General features: G+C 72.1%; 12 protein-coding genes. 8 read left to right on the top strand and 4 right to left on the bottom strand.

Translation table 11 applies throughout. The features are described from left to right. Nucleotides 1-181 precede the first annotated feature (181 nt). Together glnII and ACGFJ7_RS11920 are read left to right on the top strand one after the other, a co-directional pair. On the top strand, nucleotides 182-1,189 hold the full coding sequence (gene glnII, locus ACGFJ7_RS11925; RefSeq protein WP_360249056.1) for a glutamine synthetase: 1,008 nt from the start codon (nucleotides 182-184) through the stop codon (nucleotides 1,187-1,189). A gap of 57 nt (nucleotides 1,190-1,246) precedes the next feature. Beyond that, nucleotides 1,247-1,972, top strand: a complete 726-nt coding sequence (locus ACGFJ7_RS11920; protein WP_392642174.1) for an N-formylglutamate amidohydrolase — start codon at nucleotides 1,247-1,249, stop codon at nucleotides 1,970-1,972. On the opposite strand, the gene ACGFJ7_RS11915 is transcribed toward ACGFJ7_RS11920, so the two are convergent. Next, nucleotides 1,965-2,429 carry a molybdenum cofactor biosysynthesis protein gene (locus tag ACGFJ7_RS11915; RefSeq protein WP_360249062.1) on the bottom strand — a complete coding sequence of 155 codons (465 nt, stop codon included), beginning with the start codon at nucleotides 2,427-2,429 and terminating at the stop codon, nucleotides 1,965-1,967. The genes ACGFJ7_RS11920 and ACGFJ7_RS11915 overlap by 8 nt on opposite strands. Before the next feature lie 9 nt (nucleotides 2,430-2,438). Next, on the bottom strand, nucleotides 2,439-3,737 hold the full coding sequence (locus ACGFJ7_RS11910) for a neutral zinc metallopeptidase (protein ID WP_392642173.1): 1,299 nt from the start codon (nucleotides 3,735-3,737) through the stop codon (nucleotides 2,439-2,441). 425 nt (nucleotides 3,738-4,162) lie between these two features. Between ACGFJ7_RS11910 and ACGFJ7_RS11905 the strand changes: the two genes are divergently transcribed. From ACGFJ7_RS11905 to ACGFJ7_RS11890, 4 genes are all read left to right on the top strand, one after another. Continuing rightward, on the top strand, nucleotides 4,163-5,143 hold the full coding sequence (locus ACGFJ7_RS11905) for a hypothetical protein (protein ID WP_360249068.1): 981 nt from the start codon (nucleotides 4,163-4,165) through the stop codon (nucleotides 5,141-5,143). Beyond that, nucleotides 5,140-5,760: a formylglycine-generating enzyme family protein gene (locus tag ACGFJ7_RS11900; protein WP_392642172.1), complete on the top strand. Its 621-nt coding sequence runs from the start codon at nucleotides 5,140-5,142 to the stop codon at nucleotides 5,758-5,760. Before ACGFJ7_RS11905 ends, ACGFJ7_RS11900 begins: the two co-directional genes overlap by 4 nt. 205 nt (nucleotides 5,761-5,965) lie before the next feature. Next, nucleotides 5,966-7,138 carry a hypothetical protein gene (locus ACGFJ7_RS11895; RefSeq protein ID WP_392642171.1) on the top strand — a complete coding sequence of 391 codons (1,173 nt, stop codon included), beginning with the start codon at nucleotides 5,966-5,968 and terminating at the stop codon, nucleotides 7,136-7,138. A 52-nt stretch (nucleotides 7,139-7,190) separates the two neighbouring features. Further along, nucleotides 7,191-7,781, top strand: a complete 591-nt coding sequence (locus tag ACGFJ7_RS11890) for a TetR/AcrR family transcriptional regulator C-terminal domain-containing protein (protein WP_392642170.1) — start codon at nucleotides 7,191-7,193, stop codon at nucleotides 7,779-7,781. Here the strand turns inward: ACGFJ7_RS11890 and ACGFJ7_RS11885 are convergent. After that, nucleotides 7,771-9,405, bottom strand: a complete 1,635-nt coding sequence (locus tag ACGFJ7_RS11885; RefSeq protein ID WP_392642169.1) for an ABC-F family ATP-binding cassette domain-containing protein — start codon at nucleotides 9,403-9,405, stop codon at nucleotides 7,771-7,773. The genes ACGFJ7_RS11890 and ACGFJ7_RS11885 overlap by 11 nt on opposite strands. Nucleotides 9,406-10,465: 1,060 nt before the next feature. Continuing rightward, complete coding sequence (locus ACGFJ7_RS11880) at nucleotides 10,466-11,284, bottom strand: PhzF family phenazine biosynthesis protein (RefSeq protein ID WP_392642168.1); 819 nt, start codon at nucleotides 11,282-11,284, stop codon at nucleotides 10,466-10,468. Between the two features lie 232 nt (nucleotides 11,285-11,516). Here ACGFJ7_RS11880 and ACGFJ7_RS11875 point away from each other — a divergent pair, with 232 nt between their 5' ends. Both ACGFJ7_RS11875 and ACGFJ7_RS11870 read left to right on the top strand, forming a co-directional pair. Further along, the gene (locus ACGFJ7_RS11875; protein WP_392642167.1) at nucleotides 11,517-12,941 is read left to right on the top strand and encodes a sigma 54-interacting transcriptional regulator; all 1,425 of its coding nucleotides are present in this window, start codon (nucleotides 11,517-11,519) and stop codon (nucleotides 12,939-12,941) included. A 2-nt stretch (nucleotides 12,942-12,943) separates the two neighbouring features. Then, the gene (locus ACGFJ7_RS11870) at nucleotides 12,944-14,896 is read left to right on the top strand and encodes a VWA domain-containing protein (RefSeq protein ID WP_360249089.1); all 1,953 of its coding nucleotides are present in this window, start codon (nucleotides 12,944-12,946) and stop codon (nucleotides 14,894-14,896) included. Nucleotides 14,897-15,667 lie beyond the last annotated feature (771 nt).

Below are 15,667 nucleotides of genomic sequence, written 5' to 3'. Positions count from 1 at the left end.
CACTAAGTGGGGCGAAATTCGCCAAAACCCCAGCAACCGGCACGTCGCCGCGATACGCACCGTTATTTCCGTGCTGTTAACGCGGACGGTGTTGATCCTCTCACCGTCGGGATGCACTCAAGGTGATCACCGCTCGGTAGCATCGCCCGTCGTTCCCCTTCATGTTCCAAGGAGCGATTGCATGCCGTTCAAGGCTGAGTACATCTGGATCGACGGCACCGAGCCGACCGCCAAGCTCCGGTCGAAGACGAAGATCGTCGAGGACGGCGCCGAGCTGCCGATCTGGGGCTTCGACGGCTCCAGCACCAACCAGGCGCCCGGCGACAAGTCGGACTGCGTGCTCAAGCCGGTCTTCGTGTGTCCCGACCCGATCCGCGGCGGCGACAACAAGCTGGTCCTGTGCGAGGTCCTGCTGATCGACGGCAAGCCGCACCCGACGAACACCCGCGCCGAGTGCGCCGAGATCGCCGAGAAGTACGCCGGCCAGGAGCCGATCTTCGGTATCGAGCAGGAGTACACCTTCTTCCAGGACGGCCGCCCGCTCGGCTTCCCCCTCGGCGGCGGCTTCCCCGCCCCGCAGGGCGGCTACTACTGCGGCGTCGGCGCCGACGAGGTCTTCGGCCGCGACATCGTCGAGAAGCACATGGACCTGTGCCTGGAGGCCGGCCTGCACCTGTCCGGCATCAACGCCGAGGTCATGCCCGGGCAGTGGGAGTTCCAGATCGGCCCGGTGGCCGCGCCGCAGGTCGCCGACGAGCTGTGGGTGGCCCGCTGGCTGCTCTACCGCATCGCCGAGGACTTCAACGTCAGCGCCACCCTCGACCCGAAGCCGGTCAAGGGCGACTGGAACGGCGCCGGCGCGCACACCAACTTCTCGACCAAGGCCATGCGCGAGAACTACGACGCGATCATCACCGCGGCCGAGTCCCTGGGCAAGGACGGCAAGGTCGCCGAGCACATCGCCGGCTACGGCGCCGACATCCAGCACCGGCTCACCGGCATGCACGAGACCGCCCCGTGGAGCGAGTACAGCTACGGCGTCTCGGACCGGGCCGCCTCGGTGCGCATCCCGTGGCAGGTCGAGAAGGACGGCAAGGGCTACATCGAGGACCGCCGCCCGAACGCCAACTGCGACCCGTACGTCGTCACCCGCCTGCTGATCAACACGATCTGCTCGGCCCTGGCCTGACGTAGCGTTACGCCCGGGAGGTGGTCACGCCTTCCGGGCGTACGGGGGAGGCCGCCGGTGATCTTCGACATCCGGCCCGGTGATCCGGCCTCGCCGGTGATCCTGCACGTGCCGCACGCGTCGCGGGAGCTGACGGCGGAGGCCCGGGCCTCGATCCTGCTCGGCGACGAGGAACTGGCCGAGGAGCTGGACAACCTCACCGACGCGCACACCGCGGAGATCGCGGCCCGGGTGCCGGGGGTGTGGGAGTTCCGGAACCGCTGGTCGCGGCTGGTGGTGGATCCGGAGCGGTTCCCCGACGAGCGCGAGGAGATGCTCGCGGCCGGGATGGGGGCGGTCTATACGCACGGGTACGCGGGACGGCGGCTCCGGAGCAGTGATCCGGATCGGGATCGCCGGCTCATCGAGGAGCATTTCCGGCCGTACGCCCGGGGAATGACCGATCTCGTCGGGGAGCGCCTGGCGGCGGCCGGCCGGGCGATCGTCGTCGACGTGCATTCCTATCCGCGGGAAGCACTCCCGTATGAGCTCCACGGCGACGGCCCGCGTCCGCCGATCTGCCTCGGCACCGACGACTTCCACACGCCGACCGCGATCGTCGCCGCCGCGCAGGCGGTGTTTCCGGGAATGCTGCTCAACACGCCTTTCGCGGGCTGTTACGTGCCGCTCGAGCACTACCGCCGGAACAACATGGTGCAAGCTGTCATGATCGAAATCCGGCGGGACTGTGATCCGGCGGTGGTGGGGGAGCAGCTGACCGCCTTCGTCAAGGCGATCAGCTGACGGTCACCGGGCCGACCCGCAGGATCCCGTCGTCCAAGGGCTCGCAGCGGATGCCGCCCTTGCCGCGCAGCGCCTTCCACGCGCCCGGCCCGACGGTCACGTCCATCCACGCGCACGGATGCGCCCTCCGGTTGACCTTCAGCCGCACCGGCCCGTCACCCGAGTCGAGCGTCAGCACCTGCCCGATCAAGTCGTCGACGATCAGGCCCGCGATGAGCACGTTACGCCGTACCTCAAGCAAGCCTTTGCCCGTCGGCAACCACTCCTGACTCATCACCGTGATGCTCGCGTCGCGGTGGGCCGGCTTGGCGTAGTACCGGTCGCCGACGATGCCCAGACCCTTGCGGACCTCGACGAACGGAACCAGTTCGCCCGGGGGTGCCGGCGCCGGACCGTCGCCCGGCCGCCCCTCGAAGCGGTGAACGGGCGACGCGAGCAGTTCGGCGATCTCCGGCACCCCGGAATCTTAGGCTTGGCAGGCGGACAGGCCCTTCAGCACTCCGGACCGGTAGGCGGCGATCCGGTCGAACGCCGTCGGCCCGCTGCCGTCCGAGGCCCGGCCGAACGCCAGCAGCGCCGACACCGCCTCGTCCAGGTCGCCCGGCGACAGCCGCAGCGAGTCCTGGTCCTGGCGGGTGAGCAGGTCGTTCGTCCACGAACCGGCCAGGCAGTCGACCGCCAGCTGGCCGGCCCGGTCGCGGGTCTCGGCGCCGCGCCGGTCCTGCGCGGCCCGCGCGAACAGGTCGCCCAGCAGCATGCCGACCGCGTAGTCACCGATCCGCTCGTGCAGCTGCGGCCCGAGCTCGGTCGTGTCGAACGCCGCGAAGTCGCCGTCCGGGCAGTAGAAAGCCGCCCCGCCGGCCGACGCGTCCGGCTTGTCGCAGGCCGGCGGCGAGCCCGCCTCGAACGCCCGCACCGGCAGCTGCGGCCACTGATTCCCGGCGAGCTGCGGATACGTACGCTGCCAATAGCCCTGGGCGTCGGCCGCCAGCGCCTGGACCGCGTCGTCGTACGGCAGATCGCCGCCGGTCGCCGCCTCCTGGCGGGTGCTGAACGGCACCTCGGTCACCGGCAGATTGTTCGCCCGGTACTTGGCGCATTGACCGGCGCCATCCTCCACACCCTCCTGAAGGGCCCGGATCCGGTCGAACGCGTTCCCGTGCGCCCCCTCGGCCGCGGCCGGCGTGCCCGGCTGGTCGCGCAGCAGCAGAAGCCCGGCCACCGTCGTGTCCAACTGCTCCGGCGTCAATTTCTTGAACGCCTCCGAACGCCCGGCGAGCACATCGGCCAGCCACGCGCCGGCATAGCAGTCGGCCTGCTGCTCCAGCACGACCGTCGGCTGATCATCAGGCCCGATCCGCTGCTGAATGGCGTGCCCGTATTCGTGCGCCATCACCACACCGACCAGGGCCGGCCCGTAATCCGCCTCCAGCGACGGAATCAGCGTCTGCGCGTCCCAGGCGATGAAGTCCTGGTCCGGGCAGTAGAAGGCGTTCGGCGAATACCCGGCCTGCTGCCCGCCGCAGGCCGGCGGCGGATCGCTCTCGGTGTACGGGAAATAGCCGCCCTGAATGGGCTGGAACTCCCGCCCGCCGGTCAGTTTCGGGAACTGCTCACCCCAGAATCGCTCGACATCCTTCAAGGCCCGCGTCACCGATTCGGACGCCTTCCGCGGGGACGGTTCGTCCTCCAGCGAAGGGAACGAACACGCCGCCAGCATCACCACGACCACGACCGCGAACAGCCGCCACGCCTTCACCGACATCAATCCTCCCGGCACCCTTATACCCCGCTTCAGGCCACTTCAGAGGTACGGGATTGAGGCAAGCACCCGCCGTAGCGCCGGCCTGGGTGCACCGCGAGGCCGTACGCGGGCATCCGGCCATGTGGGGGGTCACCCGGCGAGCCGCGCCAGCAGCGGCCGCGGCGCCCCGGCCCGGGCCGCCGGCCACCCCCGCAACTCTCCAACGTGGGCAGGCTGTCCACGAGGGCGCGGGCCCGTCCGCGACGCGCGTCATGATCAGCGCGAACCCTCCGCCGGCCTCGGCGTCATCCCGCCGTGCCCATCGCGGCTGCTCACCACTCGTGCGCCCGTGATCGACGCCACCGTCCGCCGGAGCGACACGGGCGCTTCCGCCCAAGCCGGACGCTGCGTGAACACCGTCGTACTGTGCCACTAGATTGGTCGACATGGTGGTGAGCGAAACTCTCGGCGTCGTCGCCCACCCCGGCGGCCTGCTGGTCGATCGTCCCGAGTTGAGCGTCGGCGTGTCCCTGATCGTCTCCCGGCCGACCGGCCTGGAGGTCCGGCTGGCCGCCCGCCACCCGGCCGAACCCGGCGACGTGCCGCCCGGGCTGGACGAGTGGGGCGAGTTGCGGCCGGGGCCGGCCGGGGTCGAACCGGCGGCGCGGGTGCTGCTGCCCGAGTACGACGAAGGCATGCACCTGCGGGTGGGCAGCCTCGACCAGGCGGGCCGGGCCCACTGGGTCTACGGGTCGACCTCGGTCTACTCCGGGCGCTACGTCGAGGTGCGGACCACCGTCGTGCTGCCGCCCGTGTTCGACCACGTCGACCTGGTGCTGGCCTGGCCCGAGATCGGCTTCCCGGAAGCGGTGATCGGCCTGTCCCTGCCGGGCCGGGCCACCGTGCAGCGCGGCACGTTCTCGGTGTGGGAGGCGCCGCCGGTGGCCACGCTGGCCGCGGGCACGACCCCGCCCGGCGACACGTCGATGCTGCCCGAGCCGCCGCTGCTGGGCGATCCCGGCTCGCCGCGCATCGAGGCCGGCCGGCTCGTCGCCGACCCGTGCGTGCTGGTCCGCGACCGCGACGCGGTGATCGTGCTGTCCCGGGTGACCCGCTCCGGCCCGATCCTGGCCCTCGAGGTGGAGAGCCTGGCCCGCGGCGAGGCGGCCAGCCGCCTCGAACAGGTCGAACTGCCGCACCGCGACGACTTCGTGCGGGTCCGTCCCACGGTGGCCCTGCTGCACGGCGCCACGGCGTTCCCGCTGCGCGCCTACGAGGGCGGCTACAGCGGCGGCGCGGGCACGTTCCACGCCACCGAGGAGTTCGCGGTGGCCAGCGCCGAGGCGCTGCACCTGCTGGTGGCGTGGCCGGCCGCGGGCATCCCGGCCCACCGGGCGGTCGTCCCGCTGAACCGGCTCGACCCGTGATCGAGGTGCCCCCGGGCCGGGTGGTGCTCGCCGACCGGCGCACCCAGCGCCAGTGGCAGGTCGATCTGGGGCCGTTCGCGATCGCGGCGCTGCCGGTCACCGAGGGGGAGTACGGCTCGGTCCCCGGCTCGCGGCTGCCGGCGGCGGAGGTGTCGTGGTTCGACGCGGCGCGTCACTGCAACGGCCGTTCCGAGCTCGAGGGGCTGGCCCCGGCGTACGACATCAGGGGTGACCAGGTGGAATGGGACCGGTCGGCCGACGGCTACCGGTTGCCGACCGAGGCGGAGTGGGAGTTCGCGTGCCGCGCCGGCACCGAGGGCCCGCGATACGGCGAACTCGACGAAATCGCCTGGTACCGGGACAATTCGGGCGGGCGGCCGCGCGAGGTGGGCACGCGCGCCCCGAACGCCTGGGGCCTGCACGACATGATCGGAAATGTCTGGAACTGGTGCTGGGACCTGTACGACCCCTCGGTGTACGGCACCTACCGAGTGCTCCGCGGCGGCGGCTGGTTCGACGAACACTGGAGCTGCCGCGCCTCGGTACGCCGCCGCAGCCACCCCACCTTCCGCGTCGACGACGTGGGCTTCCGCCTGGCCCGCACGATCCCGGCCTGACCGCCTCTCCTTCGCGTCACCTCGCTTGACCACCTCATCCTCCTGGCATCCGCCCCCTCGCTCCCGCTTCCTCCGAGCGCCTCCCACCTCGCGCCCGCTTCTTCCTCGGCGTCCTTGACTCTGAGAACCCCCGGCTTGACCGGCCGGGGTTCTCAAGTGGCCGGGACCTGGTGCCGACAGGGAGTGTCCGACCGGGGGAGGGCACATGGCAGCAGGGCGGGATCAGGTGCGTACGCCGGGCGCGCTCACGCGGGGCCCACGCCCGGCGTGGCAGCGAGCCGGACTGGCGGTGGCCGCCGTGGCCCTCGGCGTGTCCGGCGCCGGGGTGTTCCTGGCCGACACGTACGCCACTCAGTCGACCTGCGACGAGATCAGCGGAATCGGCCTGGCCGGCGAGGGCTACGACAGCGTCAAGGCGAACTTCGCCCGCCACGCGGGCCTGCTCCGGCTGCACAGCGACCTGCGCCACGCGGTCCGTGGACTCGCCGCCGACGAACGCCGCCGCCAGACCCTGGCCGCCCAGGAGGTCACGGCCGAGACCGTCCAGGCCGGCCTCACCGTCGACGACAACATCGAGAGCCGGGCGCGGACAGCCCAAGCGTCCTGCAACCTGCCCGTGGTCGGCGTGCTCTTCCCTGGCGAGGAGGCGTCCCTGGCCGCCTCGATCACGCCCATCGTCGCCATCCCGTCCGCCTCTGCCCCGGCCGGTGCGGCTCCGGCCACCCCGCCTCCAGCCGGTTCTTCCACGACCGGCTCCTCTTTCACTGGCGCCAATCCGGACGGCCGCTCCGCAGCAGACTCCGCGGGCGGCACCCCCTCGACCGGCACTTCCCCGGGCAGCACACGGAACAACGCTCCGTCCTCGAATCCCGGCGCTGGACGCGCCACCAGTCCGTCCTCGAAGCCCGGCGCTGGGCACTCCACTGCGCCGACCGCGACTCCCTCCGCCGGGCGTTCCACCGGGCCGTCCCCGGCTCCGGCCGACGGGCGAACCGGTGCTCCGTCCGCGGCCCAGACCCCCTACAAGGCCACCCCCACGGAGATCGCCCAGTCCCAGGCGCGGGTCGCCGAAGCCGCCGCTGTCTACCGGCGGCTGGTGGTCTCCGCGACGGCCACCCTCGCCCAGCGCGACGTCGCCCTCTACGAGCTGGCCGCCGCGCAGACCCACCTCGCCGACCTCAAGGCCGGCAACCCGAACGCCCGGCACCCGAAGCTCGAGCTCTGGGGCGCCAACGCCTACCTGTCGGCCGCCATCGCCGGCTACCGCGCCCTGCTGGCCGACCCGGCCGCGACCGTCGCCGACAAGACCCGGGCGGTGGCCGTCGTCGACTACTGGCAGGACCGTTTCGACACCCTCAAGGGCGCCCTGACCAGCTGAATCTAACACCGTTAGAGTGAGAGTCGAACGGTGTTAGAGAGGAGCTTGAGGGTTGGCGCTGGACAGGGAGAAGGTCATCGCCGCCGCGGTGGAACTGCTCGACGAGGGCGGCCTCGACGGCCTGACGCTGCGCCGGCTGGCCGACCGGCTGGGCGTACGCGCCCCCACCCTCTACTGGCATGTGAAGGACAAGGCGGCACTGATTACCGCGCTGGCCGAGGCGATCCTGAGCGACCTCCGCGACCTGCGCCGGCCGGCCGCGGGGGAGCAGTGGGACGACTGGCTGGTCGGCGTGGCCGAGCGGCTGCGGGCCGCGATGATCGCCCACCCGGACGGCGCCCGGGTCGTCTCGGCGGCGCCGCTGTCCGAGACGCTGGCGGCTGTGTCCGAGCTCGCCATCAGGTCGCTTTTCACGCATGGCCTGCCGCTGCGTCAAGCCCGCCTGACGGTGCTGGTGATGGTGCGGTTCACGATCGGCCACGTCCTGGACGAGCAGTCACCGCGCCCGGCCGACCCGTTCGACGTGGACGCCTTCACCGAACGCCATCCCACGCTGGTCGCCGCGATCGGCGACTACCTGCTCGACGGCCGTACGGCAGACGATCTGTTCCGCGACGCCGTCCGGGTGATCGTCAGCCGATGACCTTGCCGCCGGCGACCTCGAGGTGGCGGGTGGTGCTGACCGCCTCCAGCATCCGCCGGTCGTGGGTGACGAGAAGGAGCGTTCCCGTGTACGAGCCGAGCGCCGACTCCAGCTGCTCGATGGCGGCCAGGTCGAGGTGGTTGGTCGGCTCGTCCAGCACGAGCAGGTTGACCCCGCGCGCCTGGAGCAGCGCCAGGGCGGCCCGGGTGCGCTCACCCGGCGACAGCGTGGCCGCGGGCCGCAGCACGTGCGCGGCCTTGAGCCCGAATTTCGCCAGCAGCGTCCGCACGTCGGCGTCGGAGAGCTCGGGCACCGCCTCGCCGAACGCCCGGGCCAGGGCCTCGTCGCCCAGGAACAGCCCCCGCGCCTGATCGATCTCGCCGACCACCACGCCCGGCCCGAGCGCCGCGCTGCCCTCGTCGAGCGGAAGCCGCCCCAGCATCGCCGCGAGCAGCGTGGACTTGCCCGACCCGTTCGCTCCGGTGATCGCCACCCGGTCGGCCCAGTCGATCTGGAGCGTCACCGGCCCCAGCGTGAACCCGCCCCGCCGCACCACGGCGTCGCGCAGGGTCGCCACGACCGCGCCGGCCCGCGGCGCCACGGCGATCTCCATCCGCAGGTCCCACTCCTTGCGGGGCTCCTCGACCACCTCGAGCCGCTCGATGAGCTTTTCGGTCTGCCGCGCCTTGGCCGCCTGCTTCTCGCTCGACTCGGCCCGGTACTTCTTCCCGATCTTGTCGTTGTCGGGCGCCTTGCGGTGCGCGTTCTTGACGCCCTTCTCCATCCAGGCCCGCTGCATGCGCGCCCGCTCGAGCAGGTCGTCCTTCTTGTCGGCGTACTCCTCGTACTGCTCCCGGGCATGCGCCCGCGCCCGCTCCCGCTCCTCGAGGTAGGCGGTGTACCCACCCCCGAACAGGTTGACCTTCTGCTGGGCCAGGTCGAGTTCCAAGACCTTGGTCACCGTACGGGCCAGGAACTCCCGATCGTGACTGACGAGCAGCGTCCCGGCCCGAAGCCCGGTCACGAACTCCTCGAGCCGCCGCAGCCCGTCCAGGTCGAGGTCGTTGGTCGGCTCGTCCAGCAGAAAGATGTCGTACCGGCTCAAGAGCAGTGAAGCCATGCCCGCGCGAGCCGCCTGCCCACCGGAGAGCGCCGTCATGGGATGGTCGAGCGCCACGTCAAGCCCCAGATCGGCCGCCACCTGCACCGCCCGCTCGTCCAGGTCGGCACCCCCAAGATCGAGCCACCGCTCCAACGCCACCGAGTAGGCGTCGTCGGCACCGGGCCGCCCCTCGGTGAGCGCCTCGGTCGCCTCATCCAGGGCCACCTGGGCCGGCCCGACCCCCGTACGCCGGGCCAGAAAGTCCCGAACGTTCTCCCCGGAGCGCCGCTCCCTTTCCTGCGGCAGGTAGCCGACGTTGGCGCTCGGCGGGCTGAGGGACACCGTTCCGCTTTCCACCGGCAGAATCCCCGCCAGCGTCCGCAGCAGCGTCGTCTTCCCCGCCCCGTTGACCCCCACCAGCCCGATCACATCGCCGGGCGCGACCACAAGGTCAAGCCCACTGAACAGGTTCCGGTCACCGTGCCCCGCGGCAAGCTCGCGGGCAATCATCGTGGCACTCATCTCGCCCCAGATCCTATGGCTCCCCACAACCGCTTATCCGCACCACCGCCCTTCCACCCTTCCCGCCACCGCACGCCCGCCCGCTTCCGCAGCCCGCACCCTGCGACCGCCCCCACCGTCCTCCGCCCGCGCTCACGCCGCGCCGCTCCGCTGCCCCGCGCTGACGCCGCGCCGCTCCGCTGCCCCGCGCTCGGACCGCTCCTCGCCGCGCCGCTCCGCCGCTCACGCTCGGACCGCTCCCCGCCGCGCCGCTCCGCCGCCCACGCTCCGACCGCTCCTCGCCGCGCCCGTTTCGCGTCCTCACAACAACGCCCGGCAGGGCAATCCCGACCATTCCCTGCGAAGTACCCGGGGGCCATCGGTGTGGGCGCGGTCCTTCTACGGCTCAACCGTCTGACAGCTAGTCGACCGCGCCGCGCCCGCTTCGCCGCCGTGCTCGCTTCGCGCCCGCACTTGTTTGCGCTCACGCTCGGTTTTGCGCTCGCGCCCGCTTCCCGCTTGCGCCGTTTCACCGCCTCGCCGTTTGACAGCTCGTTGACCGCGCCGCGTCCGCTTCGCCGCCGTGCTCGTTTCGGGCCTGCGCCCGCTGACCGCTCGCGCCGTTTCACCGACTCGCCGTTTGACAGCTCGTTAACCGCGCCGAGCTCGCTTTCCGCTCGCGCCGTTCCCGTCCACGCCGTTCCAGCGCTCGACGAGGCGGCACGCACCGACCCCGACGGCCTGCGCCGCTGGTGTGTGACTGCCCGTGGGGCCCAGTGCCCGGTATTGGCCCCCTGATGTCCGGCCGCCTAACCCAAGGCCGGGTTTCGGGCACGGCGTCGACGAGGGCCGCCGCGTCGGTACGAACCCCGGCCACTGGCTCGGGATCCCGGCGCATGAGAAGTAGGCGCCGGGATCCCCGAGCCCCTCGGGTCCGCCCGGGTTGACAGCAAGCGAGGGAGCGCGGCCATCCATCCGCCGAGTGCGCGAACGCTGTGGATCAGAAGCTGTCCGCCGTCGTCGGTGGGCGAGGCCGGGCCGTGCCGGCAGCACAGGGCGGCCGGGTGGTGGGGTCAGGGGGTCAGGGGGTCAGGGGGACTGCTGTTCCGCGGACGCGGACTCCGGGCTCGCCCGCGTGCAGTTCGACGGTGAGGCGGCTGGGGCGGCCCATGTCGTCGCCCTGGCTCAGGGCGATGGTGGCGCCGTCGTGGGCCAGGCCCTGGGCTCGTAGGTAGCCGCCCAAGGCTGCCGCGGCGGCGCCTGTGGCCGGGTCCTCGTAGACGCCGCCGATCGGGAACGGGTTGCGGACGTCGAAGGCGTTGGGGGCGGTGCGGTGGATCAGCTGGATGGTGGTCCAGCCCTTGGACTCCATCAGGGCCTTGAGGGTGGGCACGTCGTAGTCGAGCTCGGCCAGGCGGCGGCGGGTCGCGGCGGCCACGATCGGGTGATAGGCGCCGGCGTAGGCGAGCTTCGGCGGGAGCAGGGTGTCCAGCTCGTCGATCGACCAGCCCAGGGCGGCCAGCAGCGCCTCGACGTCCTCCGGCTCCAGCGGGGTCACCGACGTGGCCACGCTGGTCAGGGTGGCCACGCCGTCGGTGACCGTGACGGGGACCTCGCCGGCGTTCGTCACGAAGAGGTGCTCGCCGGGGCCCAGGGCCACCGCTGTCGCGACCGTCGCGTGGCCGCAGAACGGGACCTCGGCCAAGGGGCTGAAGTAGCGCACGCGTTTTCGGCCGGCGCCCAGGTCGGACGTCACGAACGCCGTCTCCGAATAGCCGATCTCGGCCGCGATGCTCAGCATCGCGGCGTCGTCCAGGGCCGCGGCGTCGAGCACCACTCCCGCGGGGTTGCCGCCTTTCGGGTCGTCGCTGAAGGCCACCCACCGTTCGATTTCCGTCATGGGGGCAAGCTTCCCGGTGGGCCTGCGGGGGGCGCCAGAGCCAAAAGTATGGGTCCGGCTTTTTGGCGTCACCCACCGCCCCACGCGAGAGTCGCCCTATGGCCGTGACCCACCCGGCGGTCGCGCCCGGGCCGCGGGTGGGCCCGGATTCGGCGGTGCGGGGAGCCGGCGTACCTGATGACTGGATCTTCGTCACATGAACTTGTCACACCGTGGGAGTAGCGTCTTTCCGGTGACAGATGCACCAGTTGCGATCACGCCCGAGATTCCCTCCGACCTTCCGCGCACCTTGGGTGAGCTTCGGGCCACCGGCCATGCCTACCGCGGTGTGAAGCAGGAGCTGCGCGACAACCTGCTCGAGCGGCTGCGCACCGGCGCGCCGCGATTCCCGGGCATCGTGGGTTATGACGACACGGTGCTGCCCGAGGTCGAGCGTGCCCTGCTCGCCGGGCACGACATGGTGCTGCTCGGCGAGCGTGGCCAGGGCAAGACCCGGCTCATCCGTGGGCTGATCGGCCTGCTCGACGAGTGGACGCCGTTCATCGCCGGCTCCGAGCTGCACGAACATCCCTACCATCCACTGACCCCGGCCTCGCGGCGGCTGGCGGCCGAGACCGGCGACCTGCTGCCGATCTCCTGGCTGCATCGCTCCGAGCGGTACGGCGAGAAGCTCGCCACCCCGGACACCAGCGTCGGTGACCTGATCGGCGACGTCGACCCGATCAAGGTGGCCGAGGGGCGTGCCCTGGGCGACCCCGAGACCATTCACTTCGGCCTCGTGCCGCGCACCAACCGGGGCATCTTCGCGGTCAACGAGCTGCCCGACCTGGCCGAGCGGATCCAGGTGTCGCTGCTCAACGTGCTCGAGGAGCGTGACATCCAGGTTCGTGGCTACCAGCTGCGGCTGCCGCTCGACCTGCTGCTCGTGGCCTCGGCCAACCCGGAGGACTACACCAACCGGGGCCGGATCATCACGCCGCTCAAGGACCGGTTCGGCGCCGAGATCCGCACCCACTACCCGGTCGAGCTGTCGCTCGAGACCGCGCTGATCCGGCAGGAGGCCGACCTGGTCGCCGCCGTGCCCGATCACCTGATCGACGTGCTCGCGCGCTACACGCGGGCCGTGCGTGAGTCGCCGGCCGTGGACGCCCGCTCGGGCATCTCGGCCCGGTTCGCGATCGCGGCGGCCGAGACGGTGGCGGCGTCCGCGCTGCGCCGGTCCGGGCTGCGCAACGAGAAGGAGGCCGTCGCCCGCATCGGTGACACGCCGTCGGTGACGTCCACGCTGCGCGGCAAGGTCGAGTTCGAGAGCGGCGAGGAGGGGCGCGAGACCGAGGTCCTGGCCCACCTGCTGCGGGTGGCCACGGCCGAGACGTTCCGCGACCGGCTGGGCGGGCTCGACCTGTCCGGTTTCACGTCGCTGGTCGCCGAGGGCGCCATCATCGAGACCGGTGACCTGGTCAGCGCCGAGGAACTGCTCGGGCAGATCGGGCCGGTGCCGGGGCTGGCCAAGGTGCTCGACCGGCTCGGGCTGGGCGACGCCCCCTCGCCGGGGCAGGCCGCCTCGGGCATCGAGTTCGTGCTCGAGGGCCTTCATCTGACCCGGCGGCTGGCGAAAGAGCTCACCGACGACGGCCGCACCCTCTACGGGAGCTGACGATGGCGGGAAACAGGTTCCGGTACGGGGCGTGGCGCGACGGGCCCGATCCGCTCGCGCCGCCCTACGACGTGCGGGCCGCGGTCGACGAGGTGGGGGAGCGGGTGCTCGCCGGCGACAGCCTGCGCGACGTGCTCCGCGATCTCGTGCGGCGGGGGCCGCGGTCGGGGCGTGGGCTGGACGAGTTGCGTGACCGGGCTCGCCGCATGCGCCGTGACGCGCTCAGGCGGGGCAATCTCGACGGGGCGGTCACCCGGGCGCAGCAGCTGCTTGACCAAGCCGTGGCGACGGAGCGCGACGCGTTGCGGGCGCGGGATGACGTCGAGGCCCGCTTCGACGAGGCTGTTCTGGACAATCTGCCCAGGTCGACATCGCGGGCCGTCGAGGAATTGTCCGAATACAACTGGACATCATCGGAAGCCCGGGACTTGTACCAGCAGATCCTCGACGGGCTCCGGCGGGAGGTCGTCGAGCAGCGCTTCGCGGGCATGAAGCAAGCGCTGGAGAACGGCGACTTCGCCGGCGTCGAGGAGATGGTCGCCGACCTCAACCAGCTGCTCGAGAAACACGCACGGGGCGAGGACACGTCCGACGCGTTCCAGCAGTTCATGGACAAGCACGGCCAGTTCTTCCCGGAGAACCCGAAGGACATCGACGAGCTGATCGACTCGCTGGCCCGGCGGGCCGCGGCGGCCGAGCGGCTCATGCGGTCGCTCTCGCCGCAGCAGCAGGAGGAGCTGTCGCGCCTGATGGACCAGGCGCTCGGCGACGGCCCGCTGCGGGGCCGGATGGCCGAGCTGACCGACAACCTGCGGGCGCTGCGCCCCCAGCTCAACTGGGGTCGCGGCGAGCGGATGCGCGGGCCGAACGACCTGGGCTACGGCGACGCGGCGGCCGCCCTGGGCGAGATCGGTGAGCTGGACGAACTGCTCGACCAGCTCGGCCAGGAACATCCGGGTGCCACCCTCGACGACGTCGACGTGGAGATGGTGGAGCGCCAGCTCGGCCGCTCGGCCGCCGACGACGTGCGGCGGCTGCGCGAGCTGGAACGGGAGCTGAGCCGTCAGGGCTGGGTGACCCGCGACGCCGAGGGCCTGACGCTCTCACCGAAGGCGCTGCGCCGGCTCGGCCGTACGGCGCTGGCCACGGTCTTCGACGATCTGTCCGGCCGCAAGCAGGGTCAGCACGACCTGCGCGACGCGGGCGCGGCGGGCGACCTCATCGGCTCGTCGCGGCGCTGGGAGTTCGGCGACGAGCAGCCGCTCGACGTCGTCCGCACGATCGGCAACGCGGTGCGCCGGCAGGCCGCCTCGGGTGGCGTCGGCGTCCTGCCGGTGCGCCTGGAACCGGACGACTTCGAGGTGGCCGAGACCGAGCGCCGGGCCTCGGCCGCGGTGGCCCTGCTGGTCGACCTGTCCTACTCGATGTACGCGGACGGCCGCTGGGGCCCGATGAAACAGACGGCGCTGGCGCTGTCCCACCTGGTCGCGACCCAGTTCCCGCAGGACTCCCTGCAGATCATCGGCTTCGGCCTGCACGCGGCCGCGCTGTCGCAGGGCGAGCTGGCAGCGATCGATCCGAGCATGGAGAAGGGCACGAACCTCCAGCACGCCCTCAAGCTCGCGGCCCGCCACCTGCGCCGCCATCCGGGCTCGGAGCCGGTCGTGCTGGTGGTCACCGACGGCGAGCCCACGGCCCACCTGGAGCCCGACGGCGAGGCCATGTTCTGGTGGCCGCCGCTGCCGGAAACGGTGCGGGCGACGATCCACGAGGTCGACCACCTGACCCGCTTCGGCGCCACGCTGAACTTCTTCATGCTCGGCGAGGACCCCGGCCTCCAGCGCTTCGTGGCGGCGGTAGCGGAACGCAACGGCGGCCGCGTCTTCAGCCCTGACGCCGAGGAGCTGGGCCGCTACGTAGTCGACGATTACGTGAGGGCCAGGCGGGGGCGCTAAACCTTTGCCGAGGTACGCGGGGTCGGCCGACCACGCGGAACATCCCGGAACCCACCACTCGGGCGCGACCCGAGCGGTGGGTTCCGCGCGTGCGGCGCGTTTCGCGCCTCTGCGTACTCGCGCTCAGAGCCCCCACTCACCGGGCATGCTGTCGATTGCGCTCAGGCCGCTGCCAGCTCCCGGTGCTCGCGCTCAAGGCCGCTGCCAGCTCCCGGTGCTCGCGCTCAAGGCCGCTGCCCGCGCCCCGCCGGCTCGCGGTGCGCGCGCTCAATGCCCGGCGCGCTCGTTGTCCGGCTTCTCGTGTTCGCGTTGAGCATCTATGCCGCGCTAGCGCCCCGCTGGCCGCCCTTTCGTGCCCGGCGGTCGCGCTCGCGCTCGGCGCCTCGATGGCCTTGCCGGGCCCACTGTCGGAACCTCGCCGCCTCGCCGCCTCCTTGCCGCACCGGCTCCTAGAGTTCCAGCGCATTTGCGGGACCTGCCTCGCCGCGCCCATTCCAGAGCCGCCGCTTCTCGACACCCGCTGAGGCTGCTTTCGGCGCGTCCGCCCGCCTGCCCGTCCGCCCGCCTGCCCGTCCGCCCGTCCGCCCGTCCGCCCGTCCGCCCGTCCGCCCGTCCGCCCGTCCGCCCGTCCGCCCGTCCGCCCGTCCGCCCGTCCGCCCGTCCGCCTGCCCGCCTGCCCGCCCGTCCGCCCGTCCGCCTGCCCGCCTGCCCGCCTGCCCGCCTGCCCGTTCCCTCCGCCCGTCCGCAGTCCCTTCCCGGGACCTCAGCCGA

The sequence above is a fragment of the Actinoplanes sp. NPDC048988 genome, from assembly GCF_043197815.1.
In the GTDB taxonomy this organism is placed as follows: Bacteria; Actinomycetota; Actinomycetes; order Mycobacteriales; family Micromonosporaceae; genus Actinoplanes.
This window is presented reverse-complemented; position numbering and strand designations above follow the sequence as displayed.